General features: G+C 66.7%; 16 protein-coding genes. 12 read left to right on the top strand and 4 right to left on the bottom strand.

Going from position 1 to position 18990, the window contains the following annotated elements:
- The first annotated feature begins 39 nt into the window (after positions 1-39).
- The 8 genes from RIV12_RS13130 to RIV12_RS11360 all read left to right on the top strand — a co-directional run bounded on the left by RIV12_RS13130 (position 40) and on the right by RIV12_RS11360 (position 9730).
- Positions 40-150, top strand: a complete 111-nt coding sequence (locus tag RIV12_RS13130) for a hypothetical protein (protein WP_335342697.1) — start codon at positions 40-42, stop codon at positions 148-150.
- A 111-nt stretch (positions 151-261) separates the two neighbouring features.
- Positions 262-2331 (top strand): rhamnan synthesis F family protein, encoded by a 2070-nt coding sequence (locus RIV12_RS11390; RefSeq protein ID WP_309323966.1) that lies wholly within the window; start codon positions 262-264, stop codon positions 2329-2331.
- A 64-nt stretch (positions 2332-2395) separates the two neighbouring features.
- A complete protein-coding gene (locus RIV12_RS11385; RefSeq protein WP_309323964.1) occupies positions 2396-3238 on the top strand; it encodes an NAD-dependent epimerase/dehydratase family protein in 843 nt (280 codons plus the stop codon).
- An 80-nt stretch (positions 3239-3318) separates the two neighbouring features.
- A complete protein-coding gene (locus RIV12_RS11380) occupies positions 3319-5202 on the top strand; it encodes a rhamnan synthesis F family protein (protein WP_309323962.1) in 1884 nt (627 codons plus the stop codon).
- Between the two features lie 18 nt (positions 5203-5220).
- Complete coding sequence (locus RIV12_RS11375) at positions 5221-6315, top strand: acyltransferase family protein (protein ID WP_309323960.1); 1095 nt, start codon at positions 5221-5223, stop codon at positions 6313-6315.
- A 187-nt stretch (positions 6316-6502) separates the two neighbouring features.
- Complete coding sequence (locus RIV12_RS11370) at positions 6503-7597, top strand: NAD-dependent epimerase/dehydratase family protein (protein ID WP_309323958.1); 1095 nt, start codon at positions 6503-6505, stop codon at positions 7595-7597.
- A 4-nt stretch (positions 7598-7601) separates the two neighbouring features.
- Positions 7602-8468: an ABC transporter permease gene (locus RIV12_RS11365; protein ID WP_309323956.1), complete on the top strand. Its 867-nt coding sequence runs from the start codon at positions 7602-7604 to the stop codon at positions 8466-8468.
- Between the two features lie 8 nt (positions 8469-8476).
- Positions 8477-9730 carry an ABC transporter ATP-binding protein gene (locus RIV12_RS11360; protein ID WP_309323954.1) on the top strand — a complete coding sequence of 418 codons (1254 nt, stop codon included), beginning with the start codon at positions 8477-8479 and terminating at the stop codon, positions 9728-9730.
- A gap of 21 nt (positions 9731-9751) precedes the next feature.
- Here the strand turns inward: RIV12_RS11360 and RIV12_RS11355 are convergent, their stop codons facing one another.
- The 3 genes from RIV12_RS11355 to RIV12_RS11345 form a co-directional block, all read right to left on the bottom strand.
- Positions 9752-10801 (bottom strand): glycosyltransferase family 2 protein, encoded by a 1050-nt coding sequence (locus tag RIV12_RS11355; RefSeq protein WP_075417098.1) that lies wholly within the window; start codon positions 10799-10801, stop codon positions 9752-9754.
- Positions 10802-10940: 139 nt separating this feature from the next.
- On the bottom strand, positions 10941-11951 hold the full coding sequence (locus RIV12_RS11350) for a glycosyltransferase family 2 protein (protein WP_309323951.1): 1011 nt from the start codon (positions 11949-11951) through the stop codon (positions 10941-10943).
- A complete protein-coding gene (locus RIV12_RS11345; RefSeq protein ID WP_309323968.1) occupies positions 11948-13060 on the bottom strand; it encodes a glycosyltransferase family 4 protein in 1113 nt (370 codons plus the stop codon). The genes RIV12_RS11350 and RIV12_RS11345 overlap by 4 nt, the downstream gene beginning before the upstream one ends.
- Positions 13061-13227: 167 nt before the next feature.
- Here RIV12_RS11345 and RIV12_RS11340 point away from each other — a divergent pair, with 167 nt between their 5' ends.
- The 3 genes from RIV12_RS11340 to RIV12_RS11330 all read left to right on the top strand — a co-directional run bounded on the left by RIV12_RS11340 (position 13228) and on the right by RIV12_RS11330 (position 17193).
- Entirely contained in the window at positions 13228-14349 is a 1122-nt protein-coding gene (locus tag RIV12_RS11340) for a glycosyltransferase family 4 protein (protein WP_309323950.1), read from the top strand.
- Positions 14350-14484: 135 nt separating this feature from the next.
- The gene (locus RIV12_RS11335) at positions 14485-15402 is read left to right on the top strand and encodes an SDR family oxidoreductase (protein ID WP_428978937.1); all 918 of its coding nucleotides are present in this window, start codon (positions 14485-14487) and stop codon (positions 15400-15402) included.
- 54 nt (positions 15403-15456) lie between these two features.
- Positions 15457-17193 (top strand): DUF2142 domain-containing protein, encoded by a 1737-nt coding sequence (locus RIV12_RS11330; RefSeq protein ID WP_309323947.1) that lies wholly within the window; start codon positions 15457-15459, stop codon positions 17191-17193.
- A 139-nt stretch (positions 17194-17332) separates the two neighbouring features.
- Here RIV12_RS11330 and rfbA read toward each other — a convergent pair whose 3' ends face one another.
- Positions 17333-18205, bottom strand: coding sequence for a glucose-1-phosphate thymidylyltransferase RfbA (gene rfbA, locus RIV12_RS11325; RefSeq protein ID WP_075417104.1), 873 nt, complete (start codon positions 18203-18205; stop codon positions 17333-17335).
- 203 nt (positions 18206-18408) lie between these two features.
- Between rfbA and RIV12_RS11320 the strand changes: the two genes are divergently transcribed.
- Complete coding sequence (locus RIV12_RS11320; RefSeq protein ID WP_075417141.1) at positions 18409-18990, top strand: dTDP-4-dehydrorhamnose 3,5-epimerase family protein; 582 nt, start codon at positions 18409-18411, stop codon at positions 18988-18990.

The following is an 18990-nucleotide window of genomic DNA, read 5'->3' as shown; positions in this document are numbered from 1 at the left end:
CTGACGGCCTGGACCGCTGCCGGTGGGGAGCGCTCCAAGATGGGGCTGCCCGTCGGTTATGAGGTCCGCCAAGCAGACGGAACCGTGACCCAGACCTTCGAGAAGGGACGGATCTCCGTTTCACCCACGGGAACGGCGACGATCGGCTGATATCGGATCGAGGCGCGCGGCGGGGCGGTCAGGAGTGCATGAGACACTGGCCGCCCCGCTGTTTCTTCATCAACCGCCTTCGTCGACCAGCCTGCCGGGAAGGGCCGCCACATGAACCGAGGAATCGTCTACTTCCACTTCGATTCTCATCATCAGGTCCGTGACTACGTCGTCCATGCCCTGGCCTCCTTGCGCCCCCATGCGGAGCACATCCTGGTGGTCTCCAACTCTCCCGTCGATGATGCCGACCGGGCTCGGCTGGAGGCCTCCTGCGACGAGATCCTTGAGCGCCCCAACGAGGGGCTCGACGTCGGCGCCTACCGTGCCGGGCTGGAGCACCTCGGCTGGGACCGGCTCGCCGACTTCGACGAGCTCATCCTGACCAACCACACCTACTACGCGCCGCTACGACCCTGGGAGGAGGTTCTCACCCGGACCGCAAGCCGGCGCGACATCTCGTTCTGGGGCATGACCGAGCACGGCGTCATGCGCCCCCACCCCTTCCTCGCCAAGCGCGAGCTGCCCCGTCACATCCAGTCGCACTGGATCGCGGTGCGCCGTCGGCTGCTGTCGGACCCGGCCTTCCGGGAGTACTGGGAGCAGATGCCGCCGGTCTCCTCCTACCGCGACTCCATCCAGTGGCACGAGTCGCGCTTCACCGACCACTTCACCGGGATCGGCCACTCCTACGAGGTCGCCTTCCCCGTGGACCGCTACCACTCGGACAACCCGGCCATCGAGGAGGCCCCGGCACTGCTGGCCGATGGCTGCCCCCTGCTCAAGCGCCGGGCGTTCTTCCACGACCCCCTTCACCAGGACCGGCAGGCGGTCGTCGGTGGGGACCTGCTGAAGGCCGCTGCACAGGCGGGCTACAACGAGGACCTCATTCTGTCCGACGTCGTCCATACCGCGGCCGCCCGTGACCTCATCGTCAACGCGGGGCTCACCGAGGTCGTGACCGAGTCCGCCCTCGGGTCCGCAGAGCCCGGCCCAGACGCGAGCTCGCCCGCTCGGCAGCCCTCGGGCTGCGTCGTCGTACACGTCCCGGCAGCAGGGGAGGGGGTCGAGCGCGCCGAGGCGGACGGTCTTGCTCAGCGCCTGGCGAGCCTGCCACCGCACTGGCGGGTGGTGGTCACCTCACCCGAACCGCTGGATGCCGCCGACCTGGAGCGCGTCACCGGCCGCCGCCCAGCGGACGAGGACGGGGCGGCGGGGGACACGACTGTCGCCTTCCGCGCGGTGCGCGACCTCGATCCGCGCGGAACCATCGCCTTCCTCACCGAGTGCGACGACCTGTGGGATCCCGGGCGCCCCGCCTCCTCCAATGGTGACGGCGTCAGCGATGGCAGCGGTGGCGGCGATGACGGTGTGGACCTCGTCCTGAGGATCACGGCGGGGCCCCTGAACGGTCCCGAGCAGGGGGCTGACAACGTCGCCCGCCGCCAGATCCTCGACTGCCTACTGGACTCGCCGGGACACGTGGCCGGTCTCATCGACCTCTTCGAGTCTCACCCCAGCCTCGGAGTGGCCATGCCCGCCGCCTGCCACATCGGCCGGCCTCACGGCGGGCCCCAGTGGGACGGCCTGGCCGGCGCGGCCGAGGCCCTGTCCCGGCGGCTCGGCCTGACGGCGGCCCTGGACCCGATCGCCCCGGCGGTGCCGGTCGACGCCATGTTCCTGGCTCGCCCGGAGGCGCTGCGCACACTGAGTGAGGGGGCCAAGGAGCTGGTGCGGATGACCGAGCAGGCAGCCGCCGACCCCGAGGAGTCGGTGCGGCGTCTGCGGCGCGCCCGCGTCGCCGAGGTGCTCGAGCTGCTGACCGTCTACGCGGCCATGTCCAGCGGCTTCCACCCCCGCGAGGTGCTCACCCCCACCTGGGCCGGGTGGCTCTACGGCGCCCTGGCCTACAAGCAGCGGGCCCTCACCGCGGACCTACCGGCCTACACCGACGAACAGGTCAGGTTCCTGCAGGCCCGGTTCGGGCCCCGGGCCGGGCTGGGGCCGAGAATGCGCTCCTACGTCGATGTCCATCACCCTGAGATGGCGGGCGCCCTCAAACCCGCATACCGTTACGTCACTGGTGGGGCGAAGGGCGTCACCGATGGCGTCAAGGGAGCGGCGAGATCCCTCGGCGGGCGTCTGCGCCCCCGGCGATCCGCGCGGCCCGCCTCCGACGCGTGACGGGATCCCGCCCTTCCACCCCTCCGCCTCATCGTGAGACCCCCACCTGTTAGGATTCCGGTCCATGGCACAGACAGTTCTCGTCACTGGAGCCGGCGGCTACATCGGCCGCCACGTCGTCACCGCACTGCTGGAGCGGGGCCTGACTGTCAAGGCCCTCGACCTGCGGCTCGACGGCGTCGACGAGCGGGCTGAGAAGGTTCAGCTGGAGCTCTTCTCCGGGGACACGGACATCTACGATCAGATGGGGCGCCCCGACGTCGTCCTGCACATGGCCTGGCGCGACGGTTTCAAGCACGCCTCCCACGCCCACCTGGACGACCTGGCCAAGCACTTCCACCTGATCGAGAACCTCTACGCCGGAGGCCTGCCCCAGCTCGCCGTCATGGGCACCATGCATGAGGTCGGCTACTGGGAGGGCGCCATCGATGAGAGCTCGCCCTGCGCTCCCGCCTCGCTGTACGGCATCGCCAAGAACGCCCTGCGCGAGGCCACCTTCCTGTCCGCCCAGGCCCACGGCGCCATCGCTCAGTGGATCCGCGCCTACTACATCGTCGGAGACGACAAGTTCGGCAACTCGATCTTCTCCAAGCTCCTGGCCGCCGCAGAGGAGGGGCGCACCACCTTCCCCTTCACCACCGGCAAGAACCGCTACGACTTCATCTCCGTGGACGGCCTGGGCGAGCAGATCGCCGCGATCGTGGACCAGACCGAGGTCGACGGCATCATCAACGCCTGCACCGGCGAACCCATGACCCTGGCCGAGCGCGTCGAGGCCTACATCCGGGACAACGACCTGGGCATCACCCTGGAGTACGGGGCATTTCCGGATCGGCCCTACGACTCACCCGGTGTATGGGGCGATCCGACGAAGATCCGCCGTATCCTCGCATCAAGCGCAAGCTGACGCGTTCGGGTAGACCCGTATCGCCCGCTCTTTCCTCTGCCGCAGTGAGCGGCTCTGAACCACTGTCTAGAAGGGACACCATGGCAACGCTTGGCGAGGACCCGAAGCGACTCGGGATCTTCTTCTTCTTCGACGCCCAGGGCGTCGTGGACTCCTACGTGGAGACTCTGCTCGCCGATATGGTGAAGAACCTCTCCGAGCTGACCATCGTCGTCAACGGCGAGTTGACGGCCAAGAGCTACGCCAAGCTGGGCGCCTTCACGGACAACATCATCCTGCGGGAGAACAAGGGACTGGACGTCTGGGCCTACAAGACGGCCATGGAGAGCCACGGCTGGGAGAGGCTCTCCGAGTTCGATGAGGTCGTGCTGTTCAACGCCACCATCATGGGGCCGGTCTACCCCTTCAAGGAGATGTTCACCGAGATGGCCCGTCGGAACATCGACTTCTGGGGCATTACCTGGTTCCACGAGGTCCCCTTCGACCCCTTCGGCTATGCCGAAGAGGGGTATCTTCCCCGCCACCTCCAGTCCCACTTCCACGCCTACCGCCGCTCCCTGGTCACCTCCAAGGCCTTTCAGGACTACTGGGACGAGATGCCCGAGATCAACGGCTACGAGCAGTCGGTGGGCATGCACGAGGTTCCCTTCACCCAGCGCTTCGAGCGCCTCGGTTTCACCTCCGACGTCTACGTCAACACCGAGGACATGGAGGGCTTCAACTTCAGCCCCATTCTCTTCGCCCCGGTCGAGGTCATCCGGGACAAGCGCTGCCCGATCTTCAAGCGCCGCTCCTTCTTCCGCCCCTACGACGACGTCCTGCGCCAGTCCGTGGGTCAGCCCAGTGCCGAGCTCTACGCCTACCTGCGTGACCACACGGACTTCGATGTCAACCTCATCTGGGACAACGCCCTGCGCTCCATGAACATGGCGGACCTGGTGAAGAACCTCCAGCTCACCTACGTCCTGCCCACGCAGACCGTCACCCGCGAGCCCAAGCGGCAGAAGGTCGCTCTCATCGCGCACCTGTACTACATGGAGCTGGTCGAGCCGACGCTGGAGTACATCCGCAACATGCCCGAGGGCATCGACATCTTCCTGAGCACCTCGAGCCCGGAGAAGGTCGAGCAGGTCAAGGCCGCCTGCCAGGGGCTCCCCTTCAACATCGAGGTGCGCCTCGTGGAGAACCGGGGACGCGACGTCGGCCCCTTCCTCGTGGGGTGGAAGGACGTCGTCCAGAACTACGACGTCGTGTGCTACACCCACGACAAGAAGGTCACCCAGCTCTCCCCGTACTCGGTGGGTGACGGCTTCGCCTACAAGTGCTTCGAGAACCTGCTGCCGACGCGCGACTTCGTCAAGAACGTCATCGCCACCTTCGAGGCCGAGCCGCGCCTGGGCCTCCTGACTCCCACACCGCCGAACCACGCCGACTACTTCCCGGTCTACACCTTGGGCTGGGGCCCGAACTTCGACCGCACCGAGGCACTCCTGCGCGAGCTGGGGATCCATGTCCCCCTCGACCCGGACAAGGAGCCCGTCGCGCCGCTGGGCTCCATGTTCTGGTTCCGTCCCAAGGCCCTCAAGCCACTGTTCGACCACGACTGGCAGTGGGAGGAGTTCCCGCCCGAGCCCTGCGACATCGACGGAACCATCCTGCATGCCATCGAGCGCGCTCACGGCTACGTGGCCCAGGGAGCCGGTTACTACTGCGGCTGGCTCTTCTCCGACTCCTTCGCCCGCATTGAGCTGACGAACCTGTCCTTCTACGTGCGCGACCTCACCTCCGCCATCGCTGACCGCTGGGGCAGGGCCACGGAGACGCAGATGGTGCAGATGATCCAGTCCCCGCCGACGACTCGGCAATGGCTCAAGGGGCGGCTGAATCGGTGGGTTCCGGCGTCCGTCCAGCCGGTCCTCAAGGGGCCGGCCAGACGCGCCTACCGTAAGCTGCGAGGAGCCTAGTATCCGGGTGGTGCTGCGATGCAGGACATGACAACGAAACCGGCTCAACATACGAGGACAAGGACCAGGGTCTTCTACCTGGACCTCATCAGGGCTGTGGCCGCTGTGCTCATCGTCCTCACCCACTTCAACTTTCATCTCAAGGAACACGGGGGCGGGTATGTCCTGACATACGAGCCCTTCGGCATCTATGTGGGTGCCCTGGGCGTCTCCCTGTTCCTCATCATCTCCGGTGCTGCCCTGACGCTCACCTACCGGCGGCCGATCAACCTCAAACGCTTCTACTGGAAGCGCTTCCGCAGCATCTACCCGATGTTCTGGACCGCCTGGGTCCTAGGAACCCTCGCCCTCTTCCTCGCCGCCAATGGCAGACCCCCCAACGCAGGCCCAGTGAAGTCCTTCATCCTTACGGTGCTGGGTATTGACGGACTCGCCCAGGCATTCCGCTTCCGCACGATGTATCTGCTGGGTGAGTGGTTCCTCGGTTTCATCCTCCTGTACTACCTCGTCTTCCCGGTGCTGCTGTGGGCCATTGACCGCTTCCCGGTCATCACCGGAGCCGTGCTTCTCGTGGTCTATGCCGCCACCGTGGTGATCATGCAGCGTTACTTCCCGGCCTACCCCTCCGCCGCGGTGCTGACCACGCGTCTTCCCGAGCTGGCCTTCGGCAGCTACCTCGTCCTGTACATCCGTCGGATCCACGGCGCCGTGGTGGTTCCGGCGGCAGTGGCTCTGGCCGTCTCAGCCATGTTCCCCGGGAGGATCCCCGAGGACGTGGCTACCACGATCGTCGGGATCTCGGTCTTCCTCATCCTCGTGGTGGCCGGCCGCTACGTGGCGATCCAGCCGGTGCGGGCCGTTGTCAGTCTCATCGCCACGTACTCCTACCCGATCTTCCTCGTCCACCATGTGGTGATCGAACAGGTCCTTGAGAAGATCGACGTCGCCGGCTTCTACCCCATTCAGCGCTACATGCTGCTGGCCGCCGAGTGCGTCATCATCTTCGCCCTGTCGGTGGCGCTGGTGAAGGTCACTGATGCCGTCACCGACTTCTTCACCAAGGCATTCCAAGGCATGACCTGGCGGCCCGAGGTCTCCGAGGCTGAACGCTGACCCGCACCGGGGCGGGTCCGGGTGGTTAGCCACAGCCCGCGGTAGTGGCCTACGACCCCTGGGCGTGTCGAAGGCAACGGCATCTGCTGGCACTATTGGCTCCGGCAGCGCTGAGAATAGTGGCGAGGTCGTGGCGTGCCCCGTCAGCGCGCCATCGGCCCGACTCGACAACCCAAGGGAGACTCTCGTGACCCGTACCTGCCTCGTGACAGGTGGTGCCGGATTCATCGGTTGCGCGATCTCGCGTGACCTGGCTGACGCCTTCGACCGCGTCGTGGCCATGGACAACATGCATCCGCAGATCCACCTGTCCCAGGAGCGCCCCGCGGAGCTCGACGATCGCGTGGAGCTGCGCCGCCTGGACGTGTCCGCCGCTGAGGACTGGGACCTCCTCTTCACTGAGGTCACCCCGGACGTCATCGTCCATCTGGCCGCGGAGACCGGAACCGGTCAGTCCCTCACCGAGGCCTCCCGCCACGCGAGCGTCAACGTCGTCGGCACCACCCAGATGCTCGATGCCCTCGTGCGCCACGAGATCCGCCCCGACAAGATCGTCCTGGCCTCCTCCCGAGCCGTCTACGGCGAGGGGCAGTGGGTCGACGCCGAAGGACGGACCTCCTACCCCGGCCAGCGCACCCACGCAATGCTCGAGGCCGGGCAGTGGGACTTCACCGGCCTGACTCCCTTGGTCCAGTCCTCCACCGCCGTCAAGGCGTCCCCGGCCAATGTCTATGCCGCCACCAAGTTCTGCCAGGAGAACCTGGTGACCTCCTGGTGCGGATCCTTCGGCGTCACCCCGGTGCTCTTCCGGCTTCAGAACGTCTACGGCCCCGGTCAGTCCCTCATCAACCCCTACACCGGCATCGTCTCCCTCTTCGCCCGCCTGGCCAGGTCCGGTCGGTCCATCCCGGTCTACGAGGACGGTCAGATCGTGCGGGACTTCGTCTTCATCGACGACGTCGCCTCCGCCATCGTGGCCGGAGTCCTGCGCTCGCCCGCAGCGGCCCTGCCCTACGACATCGGCTTGGGGGAGCGGACCACCATCATGCAGGTCGCTCAGGCCATCGCCGAGCGCTACGGGGCACCCGCCCCGCACGTCACCGGACAGTTCCGCGACGGTGACGTGCGTGCCGCCTGGGCGGATACCGCGCGTGCCCGTCAGATGCTGGACTGGGAGCCGCGAGTCGGCGTCACCGAGGGCATCAACCGCCTGTGCGACTGGATCGACGCCCAGGAAGGGGCGGTTCCACCGATGCCCACCGGCACAGCGAAGGAGGCGTGAGCCTATGCGGCTGTCTCGACTGCTCCGTTCGGAGGATGCCCGTCAGACACTGGACCTCACCCTGCGGCTGACCCAGCGCTCGGTCTCCTCCGAGTTCAAGGGAACGACGCTGGGTCGTCTGTGGTCCTTCATCAACCCTCTGGCCACTATCGCCATCTTCGCCCTCATCTTCGGCGTCGTCTTCCGCGGAGGCGTGGAGCCGGGCCGCAACTCCGGGATCGACTCCTTCGCACTGTGGATCGGCATCGGGGTGCTCAGCTGGACCTTCTTCTCCAGCGGCATCATGACGTCCATGAATGCCCTCGTGAACAACGCGGGGCTCCTCACCAAGGTCTACTTCCCCCGCCAGGTCCTCATCTACTCCGCGGTGCTGTCCCTGGCCGTGGACTTCGCCTTCGAGCTGCTCGTGCTGGTCATCATCGCCATGATCATGGGGGGCCCCGGGGTCCTCCTCATGATTCCGGCGCTGGTCGTCGTCACTCTGCTGTCGGGCATGTTCGCCGTCGGACTGGGGCTCATCCTGTCCATCGCGACCGTCTACTTCCGGGACCTGGGCCACCTGTGGCAGATCTTCAACCAGATCTGGATGTACGCCTCCGGCGTCGTCTTCCCCTTGACCATGCTCAACGGGGTTCAGAACCGCCTGTTCGACGCCGGTTGGCAGATCAACGGAGCTCCGATCCCCATCGCGACGATCGCTCGGCTCAACCCCGCCGAGACCTACCTCGAGGCCTTCCGATCCTGCCTGTACGACTTCGCCCTGCCGTCGCTGCCCGTCTCCCTGGCCTGTCTGGGGTGGGCGGTCGTCATGCTCACGCTGGGCCTGACCTTCTTCCGCCGGCACTCGGCGAGCATCGTTGAGGAGCTCTGAGACTCAAGATGGCTGCATCACATGGAACCTCCGCATCGCCCGCCGTGCGCATTGAGGACGTCTCCAAGCGTTTCAGGATCTACCACCACCGCAACCAGTCCCTCAAGGGCGCCATTCTGCAGCGCAGCCGCGGCGTCTACGAGGACTTCTGGGCGCTCAAGGACATCACCTTCGACATCCCCGAGGGCAAGACCTTCGGGCTCATGGGGCACAACGGATCGGGCAAGTCCACCCTGCTCAAGTGCATCGCCAAGATCCTGGCCCCCGACTCCGGCTCCATCACCGCCCGTGGGCGCATGGCCGCCATGCTGGAGGTCGGTTCCGGCTTCCACCCCGAGCTCTCCGGGCGGGAGAACATCTTCCTCAATGGCGCCATCCTGGGGATGAGCCGTAAGGAGATCGAGGCCAAGTTCGATGACATCGTTGACTTCTCCGGGGTCGGGGAGTTCATCGACCAGCCGGTGAAGAACTACTCCTCGGGCATGTACGTGCGTCTGGGCTTCTCCGTGTCCATCCACGTCGAGCCGGAGATCCTTCTGGTCGATGAGGTCCTGGCCGTCGGAGACATGGAGTTCCAGGAACGCTGCATGGACAAGTTCGCCGAGTTCCGCGAGGACGGCCGCACCGTCGTCGTCGTCTCCCACGGACTCTCACAGATGCGCACCTTCTGCGACGAGGTCGCCTGGCTCGACCACGGCCGGCTCAAGGAGGTCGGAGCGGCCCCCGAGGTCATTGACAAGTACTCAGATATCACCCACGGCGCCAAGAAGGTCAAGGACGGACAAGGCACCCGCTTCGGCAGCGGGGAGGCTCAGATCACGCGGATCGAGCTGCTCGACCGCACGGGCAGGTCTGTGGGCTCCATGCGCACCGGGGACGAGGCCACCATCCGGCTGCACTACCGCTGCGAGGAGACGATCGAGAAGCCCGTCTTCGGCTGCTCCATCGACACCCGTGAGGGCATCTTCGCCTGGGGCCTGCACGGCCTCGACGACGGCTTCCAGCCCGAGACGATCGAGCCGGGAGAGGGGACCGTGGACGTCTCCATCCCCGCGATGATGCTGCGCCCGGGCGCCTACCTCATCTCCGGATCCATCCAGCCCTGGCAGCTCTCCAGCGTCATCGACGCCTACCAGAAGGCCACCTCATTCGACATCGTCCCCGGACCGCGCATGGAGTCCGGGGGCCTGGTGGCCCTGGGCGCTCACTACGAACGGATCTCCCCGTCGCGCCCCATGGTCACGGTTGCCAAGAAGGACTGAGGGCACCGGCGGGGCCGTCGCTCAGCGCCGCCGGATCCTCTTGACGTGCTGTGCCACGGTGCGGAAGAAGGGCTTGACCGTGGCCTCCAGATGGTCGATCTTCGCCTTGGCGTCGTGGAGCTGGACCAGGACCTGCCGGACCGAGAGATGCAGGTCGTACATGCCCTCATGAAGCTTCGCGATCTGGGCGTCCTGCTGCTTCAGCTGCTGCTCGAGCCGGTGGTAGTACTCCGCTGAGACCAGCATGAGTCCCAGGCCGGCCGGCTCGGCCGGACCGTCGGAGGAGCCTGCGGCTCCGTCGCCCTCGAGGGACAGCCGCGTGTAGCGGTCCCGAATGGCGAGGTTGTCGATGCGGTGACGGACGTCGTCGACGACGACGGAGTTGCCCATCGTCTCGTCGGTGGAGTCGCGGTGGTGCCAGTACGCCAGCGGCTCGCCGGCGATGAATCCCACCGGAGAGGTCGCCAGCAGACGGAGGTTGAAGTCCCAGTCGGCCTGGGTCAGCAGGTTGCCGTCCCAGTGACCGATGCGGTCGGCCACCTCGCGGCGAATGAGCTGGGAGATCGGCGGTACGTAGTTGGCCACCATCGTGTCGATGAGGGTCCAGCTCTCCTTGCCCGGTGCCAGCGCCTCTCGCTTGAGCTCGGTCAGGGCCTCGTTGGTGACGGTCTCGAAAATCAGGTCGCAGCTTGCCGCCACGGCACCGTGGCCGGGGTTCTCATCGAGGTGAGCCACGCATGCCGCCAGGAAGCCGGGCTCCCAGGAGTCGTCGTCGTCATGGATGGCGAAGAACTCGCAGGAGGAGACGGCCAAGCCGTCCTCCAGGGCGGCCTCGCGGCCATGGGAGGTCTCGTTGGTGACCACCTGGGTGCGCTCCCGCAGCCATTCGGGTGCGCTCGCCAGGGCCTGGTCCACCGCTTCGCCCTCGCCGGCGTCATTGACGATGACGAGCTCGAGGTCCTGGAAGGTCTGCGCTCCAACCGACTGGACCGCTCTGGTGAGCATCAGGGGACGATTCCGAGTCCGGGTCACCACGGTGACTCGTGGGGATCGTGCGGCTTGTCCAGCCATCTTCGGGGGTCCTCCTTGATCCGATGAGGGGTACGCGGCGTGCGTGGCGATTACTGCCGAAGGGGTCGGGGCGTTCCGACAACGTCCCAGTTATGCAACTGTAGCCGTTGGGTGCGGTCGGCGTAGTCGGTTGCCGCAATCAGTGGTTTCTCGACGGGCGTCTCGCGCGGCCCCTCGAACGCTGACGCAGCTCGCGCGGTAGGCCGGCAACGGCCTGGGCGAGTCCTGTCATCACCGGGCCGCGCTGCGGTCCCCGCAGGGCCCGCACCACCGTGCGGGCCAGTGCCTGCATCACCACCGGGGCCGGGCTGTGCGCGGCGGCCGTCAGGATCCGGTTGCGGGTGTTGACCCGGATGAACATCGCTGAGCCGGTACCCGAGGAGGAGGCGTGCTCGTGGAGTACCACTGCCTCGCGCACGTAGACGACTCGCCAACCGCGCTCGCGCAGGCGCCAGGACAGGTCCGTGTCCTCGTAGTACATGAACAGGTCCTCGCGGAAGCCGCCCAGGGCCTGCCACGCCTCGCGTCGGATCGCGCAGGCCCCCCCGCACAGGCCGAAGACCTCACTGGGGGAGTGCTCCTGCCCGGCAGGCACCAGCCAGTCGCGGTCGTAGCCATTGCCGGAGGCGTCCACCTGGTTGCCCGTGGAGTTGACCAGGACCTCACCCTCGCCGCGGGCGGCGGCCTCGTCACTGACACGCGTCCACCTGCCGGTGCGTGGTGAGACGAGCGCGTCCTGCCGACCCTGAGCGGCGGGCTTCCAACGGCCGGCCAGCAGGATCCGTGCCGTGGCCGCTGCCGGAGCCGTTGCGGATGGCGGATCGCTCAAGGTCCTCAGGAGCGCCTCGAGGAAGTCGGGCTCGGCCACCGCGTCATTGTTGAGCAGGACCAGGACATCCTCAACCATGCCCTGGGCACCGAGGTTGACTCCGGCGCCGAAGCCCAGGTTCTCGCTCGACTCGACCACCGTGAGCCCCTCCCGGCGAAGCCGCTCGACCGAGCCGTCGCCGGAGGCGTTGTCCACGACGACGAGCACGTCCCCGTCTCCCAGCTGCTCACGGATGGAGCGGGCCGCCCGGATCGTCAGCTCGGCCTGGCGCCAGTTGACGATGACGATGCGAGCTGAGGGACGCCTGACGGGCTGCGTCACACCGCACCCCCGATGAGGGCGTGGTAGACCTCCGTGTGCGCAGCGGCGCAGGCCTCCCAGGTGAAGGTCCGGGCGCGCTCGCGGCCGGCCTCGGCCAGCTCGTCGTGCTCCGGACCGACGGCCCGGGCGAGCCTGCCCGCGATCTCGTGCGGTGAGGCGGGGTCGGCCAGCAGGCCGGTCTCCCCGCACACCTCGGCCATGCAGGTCCCGGTGCTGGTGACGACGGGGGTCCCGTAGGCCATGGCCTCCAGGACCGGCAGACCGAAGCCCTCCCAGATGGAGGGGAAGCAGAAGGCGCGGGCGCCGCAGTAGGCGGCCGCCAGCTCGTCGTCATCGAGCCTGCCGGTGACGTGGACCCGATCCCCCAGCCGGGTCAGCAGCTCGCGCTCGGCGGCGTCGTCGCCCCACCCGGCCGGACCGACGAGGACCAGGTCGAGGTCGCCGGCGTCGTCGTGCTCCTCGATGAGGAGGGCGAAGGCCCGCAGCAGTCCCAGCAGGTTCTTGCGCGGCTCGCGCGTGCCCGTCCACAGGATGTAGTCGCGCGTGAGGCCCCGGGTGGCCCGGAAGTCCCCGATCTGCTCGTCGCTGACGGGACGAGTGCGCACCCCGTGCGGAATGACATAGAGGCGAGCGGCATCGATCCCCGCCGCGATGCAGTCGTCGGCAGTGGCCTGGGAAGGGACGATGATGGCGCTCGCCTCGGCGATGACGCGCTCCAGGGAACGGCTGAAGTAGGCGTTGCCGCGTGCGGTGAAGTGCTCGGGCGCGCGCAGGAAGGCCAGGTCGTGCACGGTGACGGCCAGCGGCAGCGAGGTGGGGGGCAGGGCCCAGGTCGTGGCGTGAATGAGCTGGGCGCCGGGCAGGATGGACTCGGCCCGTGGCAGTCCCAGGCGGTTCCAGGACTCGTACAGGGCGGCGCGCGGCAGGTGGGACGAGCGCATCGGCATGGGCGGCAGGCCCGTCTCCCTGGGCGACGGCGCCGCCTGGTGGCGGGCGGTGATTCCGGCCACGGGCACCTGCCGGGCGCGCAGGGCCCGGGACAGCTCGACGATGTAGGTGCCCGAGCCCCCGGGGACGGGCTGCCACAGCTGCTCCACCACCATGCCCACCCGCGGGCCGCGGGGACGAACAGGGCGGCGGGAGCCGTTGACATCGGACGTAGCCGTGCGGGAGTCGGAGGGGGAGGAAGGGACCGGGGAGTGCGCCGGGCGGGAATGATCTGCGCTCATGGGCTCAGAGTACGGGGTGGCCGCTCGCGGCGCGGTAGCCTGCCGTCATGAAGGTTCTTCTTGATGCGACGGCGATCCCGGCTGATCTCGGAGGTGTGGGGCGCTATGTCGATGACCTCGTGCCCGAGCTCATCGCCTCAGGCGTCAACCTGGCCATGGCCGTCCAGCAACGGGATGTGGCGCACTTCTCCGCCAAGGTGCCTCGTGCCCACCTCTTCCCGGTCTCGCAGTCCATGGAGTCGCGCGGCGCCCGAATGGCCTGGGAGCAGACGGGGCTGCCTGCCCTCATTCATCGGATCCGCCCCGATGTCCTGCACTCGCCTCACTACACCTTCCCGGCCCTGCACCAGGTGCCCGTGGTCGTCACCCTTCACGACGCCACGTTCTTCTCCCACCCGCAGGCGCACTCGCCCTTCAAGCAGAAGTTCTTCACCAGCGCCATCCGCCGGGCCGTGCGTCGGGCCGACGCGCTCGTCGTGCCCTCCCAGGCCACTTGTGACGAGACCATTAAGTACGTCGGCGGCAGCCCCGAGCGCTTCCACGTCGCCTACCACGGCGTGGACACCTCCATGTTCCATCCGGTCGATGACGCCGAACGGGCCCGCGTGGCCGCCTCCCTCGGCCTGGAGGGCAAGCGCTACATCGGTTTCCTGGGGACCCTCGAGCCCCGCAAGAACGTTCCCAACCTGGTGCGCGCCTGGAGGGCGGTCTTCCATGACTCCGACGACGCCCCGGCCCTGGTCCTGGCCGGAGGACCCGGCTGGGACGCGGACATCGAGCCCGCCCTGGCCGAGGTCCCCCCGAACCTGAACGTTCTGCGGCCCGGCTACCTGCCCCTGGAGGATCTGCCCGGGTTCCTGTCCGGATGCGAGATCCTGGCCTACCCCTCCATCGGCGAGGGCTTCGGCCTGCCGGTGCTTGAGGCCATGGCCTGCGGGGCCGCCGTCCTCACCACCCGCGAGCTGAGCCTGCCGGAGGTCGGTGGCGACGCCGTGGCCTACTGTGGATCGGATGCTCAGGCCATTGCCCGGGCCCTCGTGGTCCTGGACGCCCAGCCCGAGCGGCGTCGGGCTCTGGGAGCCGCCGCCCTCCAGCGGGCCGCCGAGTTCACCTGGAAGGCCTCCGCCCAGGCGCACGTCGAGGCCTACCGCGCCGCCATGGCGCGCTGACGCCTCGTGCCCTTCGATTGACGGTCTCTTTCACTGCAGCGTGCTCGTGTAGGCTTCACTGGTAGGTCACTCCTATGTGGGACTTCGGCGAGACGACGCCTGGCGGGAAGGAAAAGACGGCCAGTGAACGAGAGCATGCCTCTGCAGACTGAGGGGACCTCCCTCCCATGTGCCGGGCGCGAAGAAGGGCAGACGCGCTGCCGCGTTCTCGTCGCCGGCGCCAACGGACAGCTGGGGCGTGCGCTCATGGCGCTCCTGCCACAGGCGGGATTCCAGCCCACCGGCGTCGATCTGCCGGAGGTGGACATCTCTGACACGGCCGCCATGTCCGCCTGGGACTGGTCCGGCTACGACGTCATCATCAATGCCGCCGCCTGGACCAATGTGGACGGGGCGGAGACCCCTGAGGGCCGCCGTCTGTCCTGGCGAGCCAATACGGTGGGGCCGGTCAATCTGGCTCGGGCGGCCACCCAGCACGGCCTGACCCTGGTGCACATCTCCACCGAGTACACCTTCGACGGCGCCACACCGGTTCACACCGAGGAGGAGACCCCCTCGCCGCTGGGGGTCTATGGGCAGTCCAAGGCCGCAGGGGACGCCGCCGTCAGCGTCTGCCCCCGCCACTACCTGGTGCGCACCTCCTGGGTGGTGGGCGATGGGAAGAACTTCGTCAAGACGATGCTCTCCCTGGCTGAGCGCGGCATCGCGCCGAGTGTCGTGTCCGACCAGACCGGCCGCCTCACCTTCGCCTCCGACCTGGCCGCGGGGATCATCCACCTCATTTCCTCGGGCGCCGATTACGGCACCTACAACCTCTCCGGCGACGGTCCGATCCTCTCCTGGGCCGATATCGCCAAGCGGGTCTATGAGCGTGCCGGACACAGTCCCGACGAGGTCACGTCCGTCACCACCGAGGAGTACTACGCCGATCAGGAGGGGATCGCCCCGCGGCCGCTGAGCTCTGCCCTGGATCTTTCCAAGATCAAGGCCACGGGCTTCACCCCGGCCGACTCCTCGGAGCGCCTGGAGGCTTATCTTCGGGAGCTCCTGTAGGTTGAATCCGACCGGATTGCAATCCCTAGTCCCTGTTTCCCGTCGGAGATCAGCATGAGACGTGAGCTCGCAAAATACTTACGACTGCCGACTTCAGTCCGCTCTGCGACTTCAGTGGCGTCGCCGCGGCGATCGGCACTGATCGCTGGGCTTCTCCTATTCCTCATGCTGCTCACCGGGCTTGGGTGGGCGGTGTCCTCGCCAGTACAGGGCTCTCCTGACGAGGACTATCACCTGGGTAGCATTTGGTGTCCGCGTCCGGCGGACGGGTCATGCAGGATGGATACGGTCAATGGTAAGCCAGTGGTTCGTGTCCCCATCGCGGTGGCCAGCGATGTCGTGGAATGTTATACCTTCAAATCGAGTATTTCTGCGGGGTGTGTGCCTGGATATCAGGACTCCGAGATAGGGTGGTCGGCGCGTTTTGACAACGGCGCCTACCCGGTTGGCTATTACCACTTTCATCATCTCTTCGTCGGGCATGACGTGCAGACCTCGGTGCTGGTCATGCGCGGGGTCAATGTGCTGATCGCTGTCACTCTTCTGGGGGCAATCGGCTTCTGTGCTCCCCAGAGGCTGAAGCGACCGCTGATCGGGGCGGTCGCAGCCTCGTGGATCCCCATGGGGGTCTATTTCATCTCCTCCGTCAATCCCAGTTCATGGTCCATCTCAGGGCTTCTGGTGTATACCTCGGCGCTGTATCTGGCAACTCAACAGGAAGGGCGTCCCCGCAGCATCCTGCTGCTCTGTGCCGTGACTGGTGCCGTCATGTGCCTGACATCTCGGTATGATGCGGCCTTCTTCCTTCTTATTGTTGGCCTCGCCCTGCTCTTCAGTGTGCGATGGACTCGTCGGAGATGGCCGGAGCTGTGCGTTCTTGTCGGGGCGGCTGTCGTCGGTTCCATTGTCTTCACGTCATCGTCCCAGACGTCTAAAGTCGCTTACTTCTCCCGTGTCGCGAATTTGATGGATTCGGTTGTTGGGAAGTCCTTGTTGGTTCTTCTTGTTATCGGTCTTGCTCTGATTTTCGCTGTGCGGCGGGCTCGGCGATGGTGGCGAGAGCTGTGTGTTGCTGCCGGAGTCGTTGTCTTCGTATTCTTCACCTTCATGTCGTCGTTGCAGGTGTCCAGGGTCTCTATCTTCTCCCGGCTTGAGGAGCCGGCTCATTCTGCTGCTGAACAGTCTTTCTTCGAGAAGCTGATCGTCGGGATAGAGACCGCACCGAAGTATCTTGGCGGGTTCTGGGGGCATGCGTGGAGCCCGGGTTGGTATGATGTTCCTTTGCAGATCCGCAGCCCCCATATGTTGACTATTATGGCGGCGGGAGCATTTGTGGCAGTGTCTCTTCGTCGTGGCGGGTGGCGCAAGTGGGCGGCTCTAGCGGTCCTCGTGGTGACGATGATCGGGCTCCCGGCGGTGTTCTACGCGAACGGTGCCATGAATCCTATCGAGGAGTACCAGGCCCGATATCTCTTCCCGATGCTGGCGCCCACCTTCTTCCTCATGCTGTCCATTGATCAGGATGAAAGGGAATGGTTCACGGCCCCGCAGGCCGTCTGGGTCTTCATCTGCGGGGCGGTCTGCCAGGCGATCAGCCTGCATACGCTGATCATGCGGTATGTTCACGGGAACAGGGAGCCCTGGGAGTTCAATCTCAACAAGGAGATCGAGTGGTGGTGGAACGTACCCGTGCCACCGATGACGGTCTGGTTCCTCACGACATGCGTTGCCACCGCGGCATTGGGGATCGCCGCGGCGCTGCTGACGCGTACAGCCGATCAGCAGGAGTAGCCGGCTCTCCGGCGTCCTCGTCAGGAACGGGGTCGTGTAGTCGAGTCGACGCTGAAGGCTGCGGGCGGGCGGCACCAGCTGGTGCCGCCCGCCCGCAGTACTGGTTCAAGGAGCCGGCGTCGGATGCTCCGGTGGCCGTTCAGGCCTGCTGGTGCTCCAGCAGGCCCAGGAGGTAGGCGCCGTAGCCGGACTTGACCAGGGGCTCGGCACGCCGGCGCAGCCCCTCGTCGTCGATGAAGCCCATGCGCCAGGCGACCTCCTCGGGGGCGCCGATATTGAGTCCCTGACGGTGCTGGACGGTGCGGATGAAGCTGGTGGCGTCGGCCAGGGAGTCGAAGGTACCGGTATCGAGCCAGGCGGTACCACGGGGGAGGACCTCGACGGTGAGCCTGCCGGCCTCCAGGTAGGTGCGGTTGACGTCGGTGATCTCGTACTCGCCGCGGGCGGAGGGCTTGAGGTTCCCCGCGATCTCGACGACGTCGTTGTCATAGAAGTACAGGCCGGGCACGGCGTAGTTGGAACGGGGACGGGCGGGCTTCTCCTCGATGGAGATGGCCTTGAAGTCCTCGTCGAACTCGACGACGCCGTAGGCCGTGGGGTCGGCAACCTGGTAGGCGTAGACGACGCCGCCGTCGGGGTTGGTGTGACGGCGCAGCTGCGTGCCCATGCCGGGGCCGTAGAAGATGTTGTCGCCCAGGACCAGGGCGGCACTCTCGGAGCCGATGAAGTCGGCACCCAGGACGAAGGCCTGTGCCAGGCCGTTGGGCTCCTGCTGAACCGTGTAGGACAGGTTGACGCCGAGCTGGGAGCCATCGCCCAGGAGGCGGTGGAAGGAGGGGGCGTCATGAGGGGTGGTGATGATGAGGACGTCCTGGATCCCGGCGAGCATGAGGGTGCTCAGCGGGTAGTAGATCATCGGCTTGTCATAGACGGGCACCAGCTGCTTGGAGGTCCCCAGTGTGATCGGGTTGAGTCGTGTGCCGGAGCCTCCGGCCAGAATGATTCCTCGCATGCCCCAAGCATGACCCATCCGGCCCTCGAGTGGCACCAGGATCGGGCGAATCCGGGGTGCATGTCCGTGGCGCGCGGCACGTTCGGCTCGTGCGGCCGCGTCCCTGAGGTACTGGTGCGGCGGCGCCGTTAGACTCCGTCAACAGGGCTGCGCCGAGGTGGCGACGCCGATATCGGGACTGACACGTGCGGAAGGGACTGTTCATGGGGCAGATCGAGCTGGGCAAGCCGCTCGCGATCGAGAAGACGCCGATTCCGGGATTCCTGCGGATCGACCTGACTGTTCACGGGGACAACCGCGGCTGGTTCAAGGAGAACTGGCAGAGGGAGAAGATGCTGGCCCTGGGGCTGCCCGACTTCGGTCCGGTTCAGAACAACATCTCCTTCAACAATGAGGTCGGGGTGACCCGGGGTATTCACGCCGAGCCCTGGGACAAGTTCGTCTCTGTGGCCACCGGCCGGGTCTTCGGAGCCTGGGTGGACCTGCGCGAGGGGCCCTCCTTCGGGTCCGTCTACACCTGCGAGATCGACCCGTCGGTGGCGGTGTTCGTGCCTCGGGGCGTGGGCAACGCCTACCAGACGCTGGAACCCAATACTGCCTACACCTACCTGGTCAACGACCACTGGTCGGCCGACGCCCAGTACACCTTCCTCAACCTGGCCGACGAGACGGCGAATGTGCCCTGGCCGATCGCGCTGAGCGATGCGATCCTCTCCGACAAGGACAAGGCGCACCCCCGCCTGGCCGACGTCACGCCCTTCCCGGCTCCCGGGGCCAAGGCCTAG

Origin of the sequence: Actinomyces stomatis, from assembly GCF_031292835.1 — a bacterium.
Classification (GTDB): domain Bacteria; phylum Actinomycetota; class Actinomycetes; order Actinomycetales; family Actinomycetaceae; genus Actinomyces; species Actinomyces stomatis.
The sequence above is the reverse complement of the archived record's forward strand: the minus strand, read 5'-3'. Positions and strand labels throughout refer to the sequence as shown.